Raw genomic sequence first — 16,905 nt, forward strand, 5'->3', positions numbered from 1 at the left:
GCATTCGCTGCGCGAGCCTAGAAAAGTTCCATGACAGCGTCCAACCGCTGCCGCTAATGGCTGAATTCACCGAGTGAGATTGCGCCGCTGGAATCACATCACTACAAATGGTTGATAGCGGTTTTCTATGTGAAAGGAGTCGCGCATGGCGACATTAGGCAACACTGGAACAGAAATCTATCCACTCGTTCTAGGAACCAACACCTTCGGATGGACCAGTTCGGAGCAGGATACACGCACGGTTCTGGACGATTTCGTCAGTGCAGGCGGCAATCTTATCGATACGGCAGATGTCTATTCAGCTTGGGCTCCAGGCCATTCCGGTGGTGAATCCGAAATCATTCTCGGACGCTGGCTGGCAACGAGCGGCAAGCGCAGCAAGGTGCTCATCGCAACCAAGGTTTCTCAGCATCCGCAATATTCCGGTCTTTCTGCAAACAATATCGAGGCAGCTGCCGATGAGTCGCTGCTTCGTCTGGGCACCGACGTGATCGATCTCTATTATGCGCATTTCGATGATGAGAAGACACCGCTGGAAGAGACCGTTGCCGCCTTCGACAAGCTCGTCAAGGAAGGCAAGATTCGTAACATCGGCATCTCGAACTATTCGGCGGAACGCGTCGAGGAATGGTTCCGCATTGCACGCGACAACAATCTCACTCTGCCGGTCGCCCTGGAACCTCATTACAATCTGGTGACGAGACGCAACTACGAGGAGCATCTGCTGCCCGTAGCCAAGAAGGAGAATCTGGCCGTGTTCCCCTATTTCGCGCTCGCTGCTGGCTTCCTTACCGGTAAGTATCGCAGTGAAGACGATCTGAAAGGCAAACAGCGCGGAGGCATGGTCAAGGGATACTTCTCCAAGGAAGGACTTGACGTGGTTTCGGCAATGGACGAGATTGCCAAGGCGCACGATGTTGCCATAGCGAGCATCGCACTGGCATGGCTGCGTCATCAGCCTCAGATTGCCGGGCCCATCGCTTCAGCACGCATTCCCGAGCAGCTTACGGCATTGCTGGCATCGACACAGATCGATCTGTCCGCCGACGAGCTTTCGACGCTGGACAAGGTCTCTGCCACCGTTCCTGAGCAGTAGTTTCGACTCGTTGCAGTCCAAACTGTTCGAACGCTGAGCGCTCAAAACTCAGCGCTCAGCACGTTGTTCCCACTGCTCTCTGGTGATTCGTCGGAGTTCTTCATTCCGATAGATGTCACCGGGGAGCATGTCCATATGTATATGTTCCATGATGCACACGTGCTCGAATCCAATCTTGTCTTGAGCACGACCGGATTTGATGTTGTTCACGTCGTGTCTGCACCAGATCGTATGGAGTTTCAGATCCTTGAATCCATGCTCCAATATGGCCCCCGATGCCTGCGGGATCAGCCCTCTCCCCCAGAATGGCTTGCCAATCCAGAACCCCAGCTCCATCGTGTTGCCCACGCTGTCCTGTCCAGCTAGGTCGAGCGCCTCAATGTAGTGCATGACTTGTGGCGGAACTGCTTGCAGGCTTATCGAACCGATGGGCTTGTCGATAAGATCTTCATCCTCTGGATGTTTCAGCACGACGGCATAGCTCTGCGCGTTGCAGAGCACCGTTCGAATAACTGCGGCACTTTCCTCGGCATCTGCATGCGCGCTCCAACCGGCAGAGGGTCCGACATCAGGATCCTGCGCATATCGGTATAACGATGCAGTTTCCGCATCATCATTCGCTCTCCATGCTCTCAGAATCAGGTCTTCGGTCGTCAACTCTCGCATTGAACACTGTGTCTCTCTCATACAGCACAGTGTAGTGCCCTCGCAAACAGTGAACCCCACAAGTAATCGACATGAACGCCTATGCGCCGATTCCTTGCGGGGTTGATTGCTTTCAGAGCGAGATTCTGACAGGCATATTCGTTTGCACGGCCCAGTGCTCAGTCATGTGCTGCCAGATTCGGCTACTTGAAGAGCTGACTGTGTCGCCTGATAAGCACCAGGCTTCCACCAATGAGCAGAACCAGTGCTCCGATTGCCGCTATCAGAGAGACGTTGGCACCGGTCGAGGCCAAGGGCTTCGAAGCGGTCTCACCGCCTGCGTTATTGATTTGCGTTGGAGTCTTCGAAGCGTTCGGCGTTCCACCGTTGCCGGAATTGGTCGGAGCCGGAGTTGGAGCCGAGCCGCCATTCGAACCACTGTTGGAACCGCCATTCGAGCCGCCGTTATCGGACACGTTCTGCACGCTCGGCACCGCAGCGCCAGGAATAACCTTGACGACGTTTCCCTTGCTGTCGAGTTGCACAGTTGAGCTCATCGCAGCGGCGAGATCAAGGTTGTAATACCCCTGCGATTCCGCCTGCAGCGGTTCGTCGGATACCGGCAGAGCGGTCATCGCCAGCACCTCTCGACGCTGAGCACTGCTCAATGTCGGGTAGGTCGTGATCAGCAGGTTTTCCGCACCGGTCGGAACGTTTGCCACACTGGTGGAAGCTGCCTTTTGCAAAGCGCTAACCCCAGTTCCAACCTGGCTGAAACCGTATGTCATTCGGTTTTCATAGACCTTGATTGCAGAAGCGCGGTCTGTCACGGCTTCTTTGGATACCACATCGACGAAATCATTGCTGTATCCGTTCGTGCCGTTTGCTTTGGTAGCGGTGATGCATGCGGCCAGCGTCGAACCTTCGCCGTTTGCTTTGCACTGGGCGGTGAGATAGTTGACCAGCTCAGCGCGTGCAGGCATCAGCTGATCCTTCACGAACTCCGGATCGGACCAACGTGCTGCATTGGCAGCGTCACCATCCATGCGACCTCCAATGATGTCAAGCGGGTAATGCACGCCGAGCACGATGCGGTTGTTGCCCGCTTCGGAGCCTCGTGCAAGGATTTCAGGAGCAAGCTCTGGCAGCAAGGTGGCAAGACCGACCGCACCCGATGTCGCGTATGTGGTATGTCCCGAAGGGAACGAACCAGAGGTCAGCATGCCATTGTAAGATGGATCATGCTCGTTTCCATCGGCGCTTGTCCATACTGGTGCTTTGACGATGGGCACCGATGTTTCAAGCCCGGCGGCAGGATATCCGCCCTTCGTCCGGTCAACGTATGGACGTGGATGGTTGTATGCCTTCTTAGGCTTTGATGTCGATACGTAATCCCCCAAGGTCGATACGCCATAGCCACTTGCATCCGTCTGCATAAACAGCTTGGTAAACAGCGGCAACTGATTCTTCGCAATGCCTTGGTTCAGATAGGTTCCCAGCACTGGTCCGAGAGAGTCAGGCAGTGTCTCGCCCAGCTCGTAATCGGAATCGACCAACGCACGCTGAACCTGCTTCGAAGGAGTCGAAGAGGTTGAACCCTCGGCTGCCTTGTTGTTGATCGCCTGGGTGAGATCGTCATTTTCTTTGAGGATTTGAGCATTCTTTACCACGCCGACACCGAATGTGGATGGATTCTTGGAATCGAAGGGATTCGAAGCCTGCCACAGTGAGCTGAATCCGCTCAGGATGCTCATGAGGTCCGGTTGATTGGTATCCGATTCATAAACGGCGGTATCCACGTTGAGATTCAATACGCGGGTGGTCTGGGTGGGATTGAAATTGTTGTCGCTGATAAGACTGACGTTGGCGATGTTGCCAGACTGCTTGGTGATGGCAAGGCCTTCGTAGTTGTCCATCAGCGGGTTCTTCTGCACTGCGCCCGGCTTGAGGGGTGCGTTAAGCGTGGAGCAGTTGACGAGATCGCCCAGGGTCGTGGCTGGCACGAAGTCTGAGGCTGGAGCAGAAGAGAGATTGGCGACATTGCTGACATCAGAGGCAGTCGTGATTGCGCTGATCTTCGAAAGAATGATGTCGTTGCCTGTCGTTTTGTTGTATGAACGTTGCAGCACGAGCGCGCTGTCGTCGGAAAGCAGCGCAATGTCGGACACACCCTTGGCACCGTCGGCAACATTGAATGCCACCTGCTTGGTGAGCTTCCATTGACCGGCCGCTCCAGCCTGATCGTCGCGATATACCAGGAAGCGTCGAATCAGCGACGTGCCCTGAACGCCGTCACCGGAAAGGCTTCCTTCCATGGATGCTATGACTTCGTGTCCGGCTGGCGAAACGCTCACGCCTTCGAGAGTCAGGTTGTCGGTCGCTTCGCCTGCCGGTGCAACGTCGAATCTGCTAGGAACGGCGAGCTCCTGCTGCTGAATTCCCTGACGGTTGTATATGCGGATTGACGGTTCCGTCTCCGAGCTGACCATGAAGTTTCCATCAGGCAGAACGGCGAGACCTTCATTGTCTGAATTCGTGCCATCATAAGGCGTTCCATCGGCATGCTTCAAGATGATCGGACTGCCGGTGATCTTGGGGCTGGCTAGATTGCCACCTATGAACCAGATTCTGGCTGACGTCTTGCCATTGTTGTCGAGTGAAGACACATACGAACCGCTGGTCTGATCCCATGCCAGCGATGAGAGTCCACCGACCTCTACGCCATCGGCCTGAACGCCATCGAGCGCATCCGAATAGCCTGAAAGACCGATATGTGCAGAGCAGGCATCCTGTGCTGTTGCCTGAACGTTTGTAGCTTCTGCTGCGGAAGCAGTAGGAGCCATGACAGCTGCCAGATTGGTGGCGGTCACGCACGTTGCGACAGCGACTGCCGCAAGCAGCCATCGCGACGCACGCATGTGTCGTTGCTTGTATACCATGTTTTCCCCTTATACCGTGCCCAAGTCCCTCTTCTTGCGTACTTCCAAATCATCATGCGCATTCGCGCCTATGGCTTGGGCTCCGCAGTACACCCTAGGGGTCGAATCTTGAGCGGTAGGCAACCGAGAGACAATGGCATGCTAACTTCAGGTGAATTTCAGGTATCACGCCTATTGCACAGACTGCAGATCGGATTGTGGTGTCGCTGAAAACACTGTGGGGGTTGAGCGGGAACAAGTCCCGTTCAACCCCCACAGTGTTCGTTATGGCGATGAGGCGTTATGCGCCTATATGCCTAACTGCCTATATGCCTCATGCAGTATGGCCTATGCGCGCTCGACTGAAACGCTCAGCTCCTGCGCCTGTTCATCGGAGTGAATCTCTACGCTAGTTGCAAGCGTCTCCTGAGCAATCAAATCGCGGAATTGCTCAACCTTCGCCGTGTCATCAGCCGGAACGTTCATCGTGAGCTTGATGCGATCGGAAATGTCAAAATCGGCTTCCTTTCGCGCATCCTGAACCACGCGAATGGCGTCGCGCGCATATCCCTCGGCAAGCAGATCAGCGTTTAGCTGCGTGTCGAGAATATCGAAGCCACCGGTCTGCAATGCAGTCGAAACGGAGTTTGCCTCTTCCTTGGCATCCTTCTCTTCGACCTGGTTCAGCACTTCGTATTCGCCCTCAACCAAAGGCAGCTCGCCGGAAGGCGTTTCCACGACAACCGAACCGTCTGGCTGCTGATGCCAGGCACCTGACTTTGATGCGCGAATCGCAAACTGTACCTGCTTGCCAAGTCGCGGACCTGCGGCACGAGCATTCACACGCAGTTCATGAAGAATCTTCAAACCCTTCGAAGACGCCTCTTCGAGAGTCGAGAACACAACCTTCTTCACGTTCAGTTCGCTTTTCAGCAGCTCTTCATACGGCTTCATGGCACGCACGTTCTCGACCACCACGGTCAGCTTGCTCAATGGTTGACGAACTCGAATCTGCTGCGCCTTGCGCAAGCTCAAGGTGCTGGAAACGACTTCGCGCACCTTCTCCATCGCTGAAACAAGCTTGTCGTTGGCAACGAGAACCCTGCCCAGCTCCGTGTCCTCGCCGCTCTGCTCGTCTACCACAAACGGCCAGTCCGCCAGATGCACCGACTCGCCACCGGTAAGACCACGCCATACTTCCTCGGCCTCCATAGGCGCAAGCGGAGCCAGAACACGAGAGAAGACTTCCAACGCCGTATACAGCGTGTTGAAAGCGTTCGGATCCTCCTCCCAGAAACGGTTACGCGTGTTGCGGATGTACCAGTTCGTCAGCACATCGATGAACTCGCCAACCGAAGCGCACGCGTCGGCGATGGCAAAGTCGTTCAACGAATGCTCAGTGTCAAGCACCATCTTGCGGGCGCGAGCCAGCAGATAGCGGTCCATGCGCGGCAGATCCTTGACCTCGTCGGCGGTAAGACGACGTGCGTTGAATCCCTTGCCGTTGTTGGCGGCGTTGGCATAGAGCGTGAAGAAGTAGTATGAACTCCACACCGGCAGCATGACCTGGCGCACGGTGTCACGGATGCCGTCTGAGGTCACCACGAGATTGCCGCCACGAAGCACGGTCGAGCTCATCAGGAACCAGCGCATGGCATCCGAGCCGAACTTGTTGAACACGCCGTTCACATCAGGGTAATTGCGCAGATGCTTGCTCATTTTCTGACCGTCTGAGCCGAGCACGATGCCGTGGCAGATGACGTTCTTGAATGCGGGCTTGTCAAAGAGTGCGGTTGCCATGACGTGCAGCAGATAGAACCAACCGCGCGTCTGACCGATGTATTCCACGATGTAATCGCAAGGGAAGTGCTGTTCGAAGTATTCCTTGTTTTCAAACGGGTAATGGAACTGTGCGAAGGGCATCGAACCCGAATCGAACCAGCAGTCAAGCACATCGGAAATGCGGTGCATCTGCGACTTGCCAGTCGGATCGTCAGGGTTCGGGCGCGTAAGGTCGTCGATCCAGGGGCGATGAAGGTTCACATTGCCTTTGTCGTCGGTCGGATAGCGGCCGAAGTCGTCCTTCAACTGTTCGAGTGAACCGTACACATCGACACGCGGATACTTTGGATCGTCCGAAACCCATACGGGAATTGGCGAACCCCAGAAACGATTGCGGCTGATGGACCAGTCACGCGCATTCTGCAACCACTTGCCGAACTGTCCATCCTGAACGTTCTCAGGAATCCAGTTGATCTGCTGATTGTTCTTCAACAGGCGATCCTTGAACTTCGTGACCGACACGAACCAGCTTGAGACAGGCTTGTAGATAAGCGGCTTGCCGCAGCGCCAGCAATGCGGGTAGCTGTGCACGTAGCTCTTCTCCTGGAAGAGGATTGCGCGACGCTCCTCAGGGATGCTTGCCAACGGACCGTCACCGGCACGCAGGTTGCGGATGATGGGCATGTTCGAGTCAAACACCTGCATGCCTTCATAATCGGGGCAAAGCGAGGTGAACACAGCTCCGGCGTCCAACACGTCAACCGACTTGATGCCTTTGGCGTTCAAGGTGTTCATATCGTCTTCACCATAGGGAGCCTGATGAACGAGTCCGGTTCCTTCAACGGTATCGACATAGTCGGCGGTGAAAATCTGGTAGGCGTTCGGGCCAGGAGCGCCGCCCTCACCCAGTGCCTTGTCATCGGAGAAATATGGGAATACCGGCCAATAGCGCCAGCCTTCCATGTCGGAGCCCTTCAGCGTGCGGACGAGCTGATAGTCCTCGCCAAGCTCCTTCTGATAATCCTCGACGCGTGCGGACGCGATATAGAACTTCTTGCCAGCATTCGTGCCGTTCACCGCAAGCAGCTCGCTGTATTCGATGTCCGGACCAACGACGATGGCAAAGTTGGTTGGCATGGTCCACGGCGTGGTCGTCCAGACGACCGCATAGGCGTCGTCTTCGTTCTTAAGCTTCACGGCCACCGAAATGGTGACATCCTGACGATCCTGATACACGTCTGCATCCATGCGCAGCTCGTGGTTCGAAAGCGGTGTCTGATCGTTCCAGCAGTATGGCAGCACACGATACCCCTGGTATGCAAGACCCTTGTCATAAAGCTGCTTGAACGCCCAGATAACCGATTCCATGTAGGTGGTGTTGAGCGTCTTGTAGCCATGGTCAAAATCAACCCAGCGGGCCTGACGGTGAACGTAGCCCTTCCATTCTTCTGTGTATTTCAGTACGGAAGAGCGGCAGGCATCGTTGAACTTGGCGATGCCCATCTTCTCGATCTGGTCAACGCTTTCGATGCCCAGCTCGCGCTGCGCTTCCAATTCAGCGGGCAAGCCGTGCGTGTCCCATCCGAAGACGCGATTGACCTTATGACCCTTCATGGTCTGATAACGCGGAATGACATCCTTGGCGTAGCCGGTCAGCAAATGGCCGTAATGTGGCAGACCATTGGCGAATGGAGGGCCATCGAAGAACACGAATTCGTTGTTGAAATGCTCGCCAGAGCTTCTGTGATCGATGGATTTCTTGAAAGTGTCGTCTGTATCCCAGTAGTTCAGAACCTGTTGTTCCAAATCGGGGAAGCTTGGATTTGGCGCCACTCGCGCGCTCTTTCCCGACGCACTTGCCTTGGGATATTGATTGGCTGAATCATGTGTGGCTGATTCTGTGGTATCGCTCACCGCAATCTCCTCGTGTCTAGGTTTTTCACCTTACGAGGACGATGTGCAACGACTGCTCGCTGCCACCGCGGTACCACCTCGCTTGCTGCGCATTCACGGCACATACATGCGCAACCGCTTGAATCAGGCTGTTCGGGCCATTCCGCCGGTTCTAATAATGCGAGTTGCCTGATTTCCATGAAGCTGCGGCTCTTTGCTGCAACCGCTCCTTGGAATCCACGCCTTGCATGTTCTTCCGGTGACTCCCCGCTGATAACGGATCAATGCCATACAGCCGCCATGATAACACCTGTTGCGGAGTCGCGTTGCACTTTGCTCGCAGCTTCGAGGCAGCGACGCTACGAGCCCTGCATCGCCTATGCCTGGAAAACGTCAGGATGATTGGGATCGCCGGGAATATCTGCAAGCAACCCTTCAAGGCCTAGGAATTCCTGCCAGAAATCCAGTGGCTGCCCATACGGTGTCGCTTCGGCACCGTTGGCCTGAATGTCTGATTTCGTCGCCTCAACGTCGAGCTGCGTGAGTCCATCAAAGTAGCTGGTGAGTCTGCCAAGGTTTTCAGTGTTGTAATAGAGCGAGAACATAATGTCGACAAGTCTGCGTGCACGGTCTTCAGGCAGTGAATCCCAATGACGGAATTCTAGGAAGTTCTTCATGCGAACATCGTTGAAATGCATGGAAAGAACATGGTTGATCTCGTATTGATTGAGCTCTCGGTCCGGATAGATTTCTGCTGCGTTCTCGTGCCACGCAATCACGTGACCATCTTGAACTGAATCCTTCTTTTCCGGGGTGTGGGTCAGATCGGCGAAGAGGAGTGGGGTGCTCAGTACATCGGTGGCGTACGTTTCCCACGAAAAGTCTGGGCTGAACAGACCTGGCATGATGCCGGTGCGCTGCGGATCCATGAGGTCCCACATTCGCTGGCGAAGCAGCGGATAGGGGTTGTCTTCGCCCTCGAAATACGGCGTATTGCGCAGGAACCATGCGATGATCGGTCCGATTGCCGTTCCCACTCGCATCTTCTGAATCGAATCACGTTCATCGGTGTAATCGATGCTCACCTGCGTTGAAGCGGAACAGCGCATCATCATCGGCCCGTAGGAACCGATCCGACCGAGATACTTGTTCATGGATTCATAGCGATATTTGGGGTTGAGAGGAATGTCATTGAACCTGCTCACCGGCTGGTATCCGTAATTGACGAGTCTGAACCCGAGTTCATTCGCAATGCGATCCACCTGGCCGCGGAAGGACTCGTAGGTGGCATTGAAATCGTCAGGCTTATGGAAAATGCCGATAGAGCATTCGATCTGTCCACCCGGTTCGAGCGAGACGTTCACCTTGTCTCTGTTCAAGCCTACGAGATGGCCGTTCTCCCAGTATTCTTCATCGGAGTTATAGAACCGGGCCAAACGCTTCAGTAGGGTTTCGACGCCGTTGGGTTCCCAGTAGGTGACGGCCGAATCGTCACTGTTATGAACCGGAAGATGCTCAATTTCAACGCCATAACCGTATTCGCTGGGCTGTACCTTACCGCTCTCAAAGAACCGCATCAGACTCGCCAGATGCTTGGGATTCGGCTTGGTGAGCAAGTGCGCATAGTTGACTCGAGTTGTGTTCATGACTCAAGCCTAAGCGAAGAAGTGAGAAAAGCGCGAACATACGCGCCAAAGAAGCTATACGAGTAATGAATAACCTGCATTCATGGAGCTTCACCGCACCAAAATTCCGACTGCAACATTCATTGTGAACTTGTCAAAGTATAAGCTCGTCAAAACCGTACTTTTCTGCCCGATTTTCGCCTAAATAGGCGTCAAAAATGCGCTTTATACTTTGGCGAGTTCACAATGAATCCATAACTCTTCAAAACTACTCAAGATTGGACTGCGTTCCGGCATTTTCGCCGGCACTTGCCTGCTGAGCCTGGGCTTCATCGAGCTTGCCGCGGACCTGATTGAGCAGATACTGAGCACGCTGGGCAAGAGCCTCACCGATTTCCCACTGACGCATCGATGCATCGAGATCCAGACCGCCTGTTTCGAGCGCTTGAACGGCCTGAATGAGCTGATCGCGCGCCTGCTCGTATGGCATCTTTGCGATGGCTTCGCGTTCCTTATCGCTCACATGAGTTTCGACATCGTTGGTCTTCGCTGCCTCTGCTGTGTCGCCCTGATTTTCCTCTATATCCTTCTTGGCCATTGTTCCTCCGTACCTTCCATACCTTGGCTGATTGATTCTCACGATTGGCTTTACTGGCTGATTTTACTAACTGGTTTACTTGACTGACTGCTATGAATCGAGGCTTATAGCGCCTGTGCCTGCAAGCTTCCTCGACGCAAGGTCAAGGTAAGCTTCTCCCCTGCCGACACTGCCTCTGGATCATCGATGACATGACCGTTGCTGGCTTGAACCACGGCGTAGCCACGGTTCAGAGTTGACTGCGGACTCATGGCCGTCAATGACGCATGAAGCTTTTCAACCGTGAGACTCGCGTCGTCAACGATTCGTCGCAATGCAATGTCAAGTCGCTGCTGAGAGTCATCAATGAAGCGCTGTGGTTTTTCAAGCATCGTCTGGGGGTTGGTAAGACTCGGCCGATTGGCATAACCGTCAACCAGTCTGGACTCGTTTTCCACCATGGAGCGAATGCGCTCACGGATTCTGCGCTGCCCTTCTTCAACAATCTGCATCTGCTCGACAACATCTGGAACGGCGCGTTTCGCTGCATCGGTAGGAGTCGATGCACGCAGGTCAGCGGCCAGATCAATCAGCGTCCAATCGTCCTCGTGCCCAATTGCCGAAACAATCGGCGTTTGGCAGGCAGCGGTCGCACGGACGACACCCTCGTCAGAAAATCCAAGCAAATCCTCGAAGCTGCCGCCTCCTCGAGCAACGATGATCACATCAACGGCTGGGTCCTTATCGAGTTTCTGAATAGCCTGAATTACATCGGGCGGGCATTGCGGCCCTTGGACATGAGCATGAACGATAGTGAACGCAATCGTAGGCCACCGCAAACGGGCGTTCGTGACAACATCGCCTTCTGCTCGTGCCTGAGGAGCGCAGATAAGGCCCAGTCTGGTCGGGAATTCAGGCAGGGTGACCTTGTTTTCAACGTCGAAAAGCCCTTCTCCCTTGAGTTTCTTGCGCAACTCTTCGATCTGAGCCTTCAGATCCCCCGTTCCCACGCGACGGATGTCGTCAGCCATGAAGCTCAATCGGGTCTGCTTTACCCACAGATCAGGTCTTCCATGGATTACCACGCGGTCCCCCTGACGAAAATCGCGAGCCATCACTGCAAAATTACGGAAGCCCATAACAGAAATCGAAATGTCCTCGACGCTGTCGCGAACCGTAAGATATGCCGAACCGCTTCGTCGCGTATTGATCTCTACTATCTGCCCTTCAATCCATGCGCTGGGCCAGCGGCTCACCGCATCATGGAACTTCTGACTCAGCACACTCACTGGCCAAGGATTCTCAGCAGTGGTTTCACGAGCCAGACGGGGCAGTTCCTGAGCATTCGGAAGAGCGACGGCATCGGTATGAATCGGCAAATACGGGCTTTGAATCATGGTATACACTCTCTGACGACTGCGGGACATAGCGCCGTAGGCATAGCATCGGCAAACGTAACCAAGCAGTCGAAAACTGGCGGTTCAACAAACCAGTCGCGCACAACAACGGTTGAGAACAACACCGTCTGAGAGAACCAGCCCGATGAAAAACCAGCTAGCTGTCAGAAACCGAGGGTGGTGCGCCCGAACTGGTCGAGCCAGCGCAGGATGGCACCTTCGCGCAATGCCCAAGGGCAGATTTCGACTTCTTCAACGTTTAGGGCCTTCATGATTTCATCGGCAATCACTCCGCCACCGGTGATCTGGAAGGATCGTTCCTTGGTGATGCCGGGAAGTGCAACTCGTTGATCGGGCGTGATCGCGGCAAGTCGAGGAATCCAGTCCTCAAGCTCTTCGCGAGTCATCACCATCGAGTCTTCTCGGCCTTTTTCCTTGCGCACAGTCCCTACAAGGCGAGCCAAGGATCTGAGAGTTTTGGAGGTGCCGACCGCGTGGTTCGGCTCCTTGGACGTGGGGAAAGCCTCCACCATCGGTTCGATGATCTTCTTGACCTCGCGATGGACAACTTCCAGCTGCTTGTCATCAGCCATGCCATCAGGAAGGAATTCATGGGTGACTCGCCCTGCTCCAGCCGGAACGCTGAGTGCGAGGCTCGGCTCTTCGTCTCGACCCATTGCCACTTCGAGCGATCCTCCGCCAATATCGATCATGAGCAGGCGTCCTGCATCCCAGCCATACCATCGCCGCGCTGCCAGAAAAGTCAGGCGAGCCTCGTCAGCTCCGGAAAGCACGGTGATTGGCTGACCGATATGATGCTCGAGCTTATGCAGGATCTTCGCGCCATTCGGCGCTTCCCGTATCGCGGAAGTAGCCATGGGAAGCAGTTGGGTGATGTCGTATTGCTTCGCGATTTCCATAGCCTTGTCTATTGCCTTGAGAATGACCTCGACCGCTGACTTCTTGATCGAACCGTCTTCCTTGATGTATTGCATCAGGCGAATCGTCGATTTGCAACTGGCTTCTGCAATGGGACGGGCACCGTGAGCGGCATCGACAATCAACATGTGTATGGTGTTGGATCCGATGTCGAGCACGCCAAGGCGTGTGGTTGTTGCGCGCAACGTTGTCATAATGGTTAACCTTAGCAATGGAGTCGAACGAACCCGCCGCGAATGCATCATCGCAACGGGTTTTGGACGCGCTCAACGAGTACTCACAGAACACTCACCGAGCAAAAAACTGCAAAGAAGCTACAAAAAACATGCGATTACCATGCACTGAGCGGCCACCGCACTATTCTACGGAAGGATTGATCTCGGCCTTGTCGATTGCTCCGCCCTGAACACCCCAATGCTTCAGGATCTTCCCGTAGGTGCCATCGTCGATGAACTTCTGAATCGTTTTCCGCACTGCCTCATCGAGCTTGCTGTCACCCTTCTTCGTCACGATACCCTGAGGAACCACGCCTTCACCCTCGCCGACGGTCTGGAGCTGACCTCCAGTCTGGGCAATGGCATATCCCGCAACAGGAGAATCGGCATAAAACACGTCGATTTTGCCAGTGAGCACAGCGGTCGTGGCATCGGTCTGCATCTTGAACGATTGCACGTTCATGGCTTTCTTTCCGTCAGCCTTGCACTTCTTGCTGTCGGTATCGGCCTGCTGCTCTTCGATGGTTCCGGTCTGGACGCCCAGGCTTACACCGCACATGTTGGAGGTATCAATCTTCTGTGGATTGCCCTTCTTCACTACATACGACATGCCGGCCTTGTAATACGAGATCATGTCGACCGTCTGCTCGCGTTCCTTCGTGATCGTGAAGCTGGAAATCCCCATATCATATTTGCTGCCTACTGCAGGAATGATTGAATCAAATGAGGCACTGGTCGGATTCGACTTCAATCCCCAGACACGCGCGATGGCGTTGGTCAGGTCGACATCATATCCGGTCGGTGTCTTGCCATCTGACTTCAAGAACTCCGCAGGAGCATACGAGGTTTCCATACCAACCGTCAGTTGATTGTCCTCGGTGACGCTCGACGGCACCAATGAGGCAATCTCAGCATCCTTCTTGATGTCATTGACGTTATAGGGCTGAATCGTTGCATTGGCCGAACCGCTCTTAGCTGCTGCAGAGCCCGCAGAACCCGCATCGGTCGTACCGCAAGCCACCGCTGTCAGCATCATGCCGGCACACATCAGCACGGCGGAAAGCTGCTTCACATTGTTCATCTTCACCTTGAAGTCCTCCAACTCAAAAATAACGGAACCAAGAATACAGCATCGCGTATATAAAACGTATATAAAAAGGTGGGCATGAGGAGCGCATGAGACGTGCCTGCGACACGGAGTGACACGCATTGAGATGCATCAGCCTAGAATTTTCAGCAACATTAATGTAAATGACCCTGTTAATTCACAGCGAATACTATGATTGAGAATTGTGATCAAATTTACGCAAACGGTATCACAATAGAAGGCATAGAGAGAGAAGAGGACATGGAAGAATCTTCGCTGTTGAGCGCCGATGGGGACCGGACTCATGCATCGCAACAATACGATGATTCGACACCACCGCCAAGCTTCGCTGCCCAGCAGCATGCAAAACCGTTCAATTTGGATGTTCCGTTTTCCAGTATTCGGCGCGGCGCACACAAGGTACAAATTCCCAGATGGCGTTATCTCTTCCTGACTGCGCTGGTTCTTGAAGACCTCGCCGTGTTTCTTTTTTCCCTGGTCATCTGCTTCACACTCAAGCCCGAATCGTATGTCTCACTCTCCGCAACCATGCCGACGTGGATATTCATGATATTGCAGTGCTTCGTCTGGCTGGCAGCTTTGACCGGCTGTGGCGCCTATCAACGGCATATCATGACCGACGGCTACCGAATCTATACCATAATACTGAATTCAGCCTTCATCACCATCGTTGGCAGCGGATATCTGGTTTACATGTTTGATCTCTCGCTACCACGAACCGCAGTAATCAAGGCTCCTGCTCTTGCAGCCTGCCTTGAGATTCTGATGCGCTGGTGCTTCAAACAATACATGCTTCGCACCCGCAACAACGGCCAATGCCTGTACAACACCGTCATCATCGGTTCACCCCAAGGAATCATTGATAACCTCAAGATGCTCGAATCCAGCAGCGTCTTGGGTTACCGTCCGATTGCTGTCTGCCCTGTTGTCAATGAAGGTGACGGATCGCACAACTTTATTGCCGCCATGCAAGATGAGCAATACTTCTCTGAATTCCCAGTGCATCAAATACCCTTCTCAAGCAACATCGCCAATGACTTGCATGCCATGCATACTCAGATTCTATTGGTCACCGACACCGTCTCACGCGACTCCGAACAGATGCGGGCGCTCTCTCTTCTTATGGAGTCACGAGGCATCGAGCTGGCATTCACCGTTTCGGTAGCCGACGTGGGCGGGCATAGACTGCATCTTCGCGACTCATCGCAGTTGCAAGTTCTCACAGCGTCGCTCCCCCAGTATTCATACCCTGCTGCGTTGCTGAAGCGCCTCTATGACATCATTGTCTCTGCAGCTGCGCTTGTAATTGCCGGTCCTCTGGTGATGCTGCCGATTGCGCTTGCCATCAAAGACGAAGACAAAGGACCAGTGTTTTACACTCAGGAACGAATCGGCAAGAATGGTAAGCCGTTCAAGTTCTACAAGTTCCGATCGATGGTCACCGATGCGGATCAGAAAGATAAGGAACTTGCTGAGAAATACGGTCAGGAATACGGTGCGCTTTTCAAGTTGCAGGATGATCCTCGCGTAACGACGGTTGGCAAAATAATCCGCAAGTTTTCGCTTGACGAAATTCCACAGTTCTATAACGTGCTCAAGGGTGACATGTCGATTGTTGGCCCGCGTCCTCAACGACAATACGAGGTCAACAACTACAGTTCCATCTACACGACCCGTCTGCTTGTGAAGCCGGGCATCACCGGACCCTGGCAGATATCCGGCCGATCGGACCTCAGCCAAGAACAGTCTGAGCAGTTGGATGTTTCCTACATCGAAAACTGGTCAATCACCAGCGACATCGTGATTACGCTTAAAACAGCTGTCGCCGTATTTAGAGCCGTCGGCGCTTACTGAAGTACACATCAAGACTGTGTTTCATTTGTGTTAGCAATCAATTATTGTTATGGTCTAATTTTTGACTGGTTGACTAATATACTGTACCTTGTTCATTGTATGTTGAATCCACTCATAGTGTTTGCAAAAGGGTTCAAAAATATGCATAAGGAGAAACCAATGAAGAAACAGTCAATCAGTTTACGCCATGCACTCACCGTTGTTGCAGTAGCAATCACCGCACTATTCGCACTAGCAATGCCACAAGCCGCCTTCGCAGCCGATTACGGCAGCGTCAACACCGACAAGATCACACAGGATCCAACCACCCATACCGTCACCATTCCAGTCACCGTTTCAGACGACCTATATGACGAGGGATATACTTCAGTCACTGTCACCGTAGATACCGACCAAGTATCAAACGTCGAGCAAGTTGCCAACAAGGCATATGGACCCTTCGCTCTTTCCACAACTTCACCACACGTAGCTAACCTCAAGTACACGCCAGTCGTAGGAGCAAAGGCTATCAGCTACACGATCACCTCATATGATCCTGTCACCAAGACATCCGGTCCCGTGGTAGCCAACGGCACATACCAGCTTCCGTATGTCGTCCCTACCAAGAGCACAACTGGCGCATCTACGCAAGAGCTTGGTAAAACCGGTATCGATATCGCTCCCTATGCTGTAGCCGTCGTGCTGCTAGCCGGCGCTGGTGCACTCTCACTCGTTGCCATAAGGCAAACAAAGAACAAGCAATAGTCCGTCATAAGAATCAAAATCTTACACAAGAACGGGACTCCGAGAATTCGGAGTCCCGTTTGCATATCCAATTCAATAGATCTCTCCAGCACTAACTCTCAGCTACACTCAA

General features: G+C 53.7%; 11 protein-coding genes. 3 read left to right on the forward strand and 8 right to left on the reverse strand.

The window, feature by feature from the left end:
• Positions 1–145: 145 nt before the first annotated feature.
• Positions 146–1,096: an aldo/keto reductase gene (locus QN215_RS07075; protein WP_369343622.1), complete on the forward strand. Its 951-nt coding sequence runs from the start codon at positions 146–148 to the stop codon at positions 1,094–1,096.
• A 48-nt stretch (positions 1,097–1,144) separates the two neighbouring features.
• Here the strand turns inward: QN215_RS07075 and QN215_RS07080 are convergent, their stop codons facing one another.
• The 8 genes from QN215_RS07080 to QN215_RS07115 all read right to left on the reverse strand — a co-directional run bounded on the left by QN215_RS07080 (position 1,145) and on the right by QN215_RS07115 (position 14,168).
• The gene (locus QN215_RS07080; RefSeq protein ID WP_369343623.1) at positions 1,145–1,753 is read right to left on the reverse strand and encodes a GNAT family N-acetyltransferase; all 609 of its coding nucleotides are present in this window, start codon (positions 1,751–1,753) and stop codon (positions 1,145–1,147) included.
• A gap of 191 nt (positions 1,754–1,944) precedes the next feature.
• Positions 1,945–4,680: an esterase-like activity of phytase family protein gene (locus QN215_RS07085; protein ID WP_369343624.1), complete on the reverse strand. Its 2,736-nt coding sequence runs from the start codon at positions 4,678–4,680 to the stop codon at positions 1,945–1,947.
• Between the two features lie 327 nt (positions 4,681–5,007).
• Complete coding sequence (ileS, locus tag QN215_RS07090) at positions 5,008–8,355, reverse strand: isoleucine--tRNA ligase (protein WP_369343625.1); 3,348 nt, start codon at positions 8,353–8,355, stop codon at positions 5,008–5,010.
• 356 nt (positions 8,356–8,711) lie between these two features.
• Positions 8,712–9,980, reverse strand: coding sequence for a glutamate-cysteine ligase family protein (locus tag QN215_RS07095; RefSeq protein WP_369343626.1), 1,269 nt, complete (start codon positions 9,978–9,980; stop codon positions 8,712–8,714).
• A 247-nt stretch (positions 9,981–10,227) separates the two neighbouring features.
• Entirely contained in the window at positions 10,228–10,557 is a 330-nt protein-coding gene (locus QN215_RS07100) for an exodeoxyribonuclease VII small subunit (protein ID WP_369343627.1), read from the reverse strand.
• 104 nt (positions 10,558–10,661) lie between these two features.
• A complete protein-coding gene (gene xseA / locus QN215_RS07105) occupies positions 10,662–11,933 on the reverse strand; it encodes an exodeoxyribonuclease VII large subunit (protein ID WP_369343628.1) in 1,272 nt (423 codons plus the stop codon).
• A gap of 164 nt (positions 11,934–12,097) precedes the next feature.
• The gene (locus QN215_RS07110) at positions 12,098–13,066 is read right to left on the reverse strand and encodes a Ppx/GppA phosphatase family protein (protein ID WP_369343629.1); all 969 of its coding nucleotides are present in this window, start codon (positions 13,064–13,066) and stop codon (positions 12,098–12,100) included.
• Positions 13,067–13,229: 163 nt separating this feature from the next.
• Entirely contained in the window at positions 13,230–14,168 is a 939-nt protein-coding gene (locus QN215_RS07115; RefSeq protein ID WP_369343630.1) for an ABC transporter substrate-binding protein, read from the reverse strand.
• 267 nt (positions 14,169–14,435) lie between these two features.
• Here QN215_RS07115 and QN215_RS07120 point away from each other — a divergent pair, with 267 nt between their 5' ends.
• Complete coding sequence (locus tag QN215_RS07120) at positions 14,436–16,049, forward strand: sugar transferase (protein WP_369343631.1); 1,614 nt, start codon at positions 14,436–14,438, stop codon at positions 16,047–16,049.
• 159 nt (positions 16,050–16,208) lie between these two features.
• On the forward strand, positions 16,209–16,793 hold the full coding sequence (locus tag QN215_RS07125) for a hypothetical protein (RefSeq protein WP_369343632.1): 585 nt from the start codon (positions 16,209–16,211) through the stop codon (positions 16,791–16,793).
• Positions 16,794–16,905: the final 112 nt, after the last annotated feature.

It is taken from the genome of Bifidobacterium sp. WK041_4_12 (assembly GCF_041080795.1).
Lineage (GTDB): Bacteria > Actinomycetota > Actinomycetes > Actinomycetales > Bifidobacteriaceae > Bombiscardovia > Bombiscardovia aquikefiricola.

Excerpts from the sequence above, each read along its gene's own strand:
- QN215_RS07075 (WP_369343622.1), top strand. The coding sequence starts at position 146 with ATGGCGACATTAGGCAACACTGGAACAGAAATCTATCCACTCGTTCTA.
- QN215_RS07085 (WP_369343624.1), bottom strand. The coding sequence starts at position 4,680 with ATGGTATACAAGCAACGACACATGCGTGCGTCGCGATGGCTGCTTGCG.
- QN215_RS07095 (WP_369343626.1), bottom strand. The coding sequence starts at position 9,980 with ATGAACACAACTCGAGTCAACTATGCGCACTTGCTCACCAAGCCGAAT.
- QN215_RS07100 (WP_369343627.1), bottom strand. The coding sequence starts at position 10,557 with ATGGCCAAGAAGGATATAGAGGAAAATCAGGGCGACACAGCAGAGGCA.
- xseA (WP_369343628.1), bottom strand. The coding sequence starts at position 11,933 with ATGATTCAAAGCCCGTATTTGCCGATTCATACCGATGCCGTCGCTCTT.
- QN215_RS07110 (WP_369343629.1), bottom strand. The coding sequence starts at position 13,066 with ATGACAACGTTGCGCGCAACAACCACACGCCTTGGCGTGCTCGACATC.
- QN215_RS07115 (WP_369343630.1), bottom strand. The coding sequence starts at position 14,168 with ATGAACAATGTGAAGCAGCTTTCCGCCGTGCTGATGTGTGCCGGCATG.
- QN215_RS07120 (WP_369343631.1), top strand. The coding sequence starts at position 14,436 with ATGGAAGAATCTTCGCTGTTGAGCGCCGATGGGGACCGGACTCATGCA.
- QN215_RS07125 (WP_369343632.1), top strand. The coding sequence starts at position 16,209 with ATGAAGAAACAGTCAATCAGTTTACGCCATGCACTCACCGTTGTTGCA.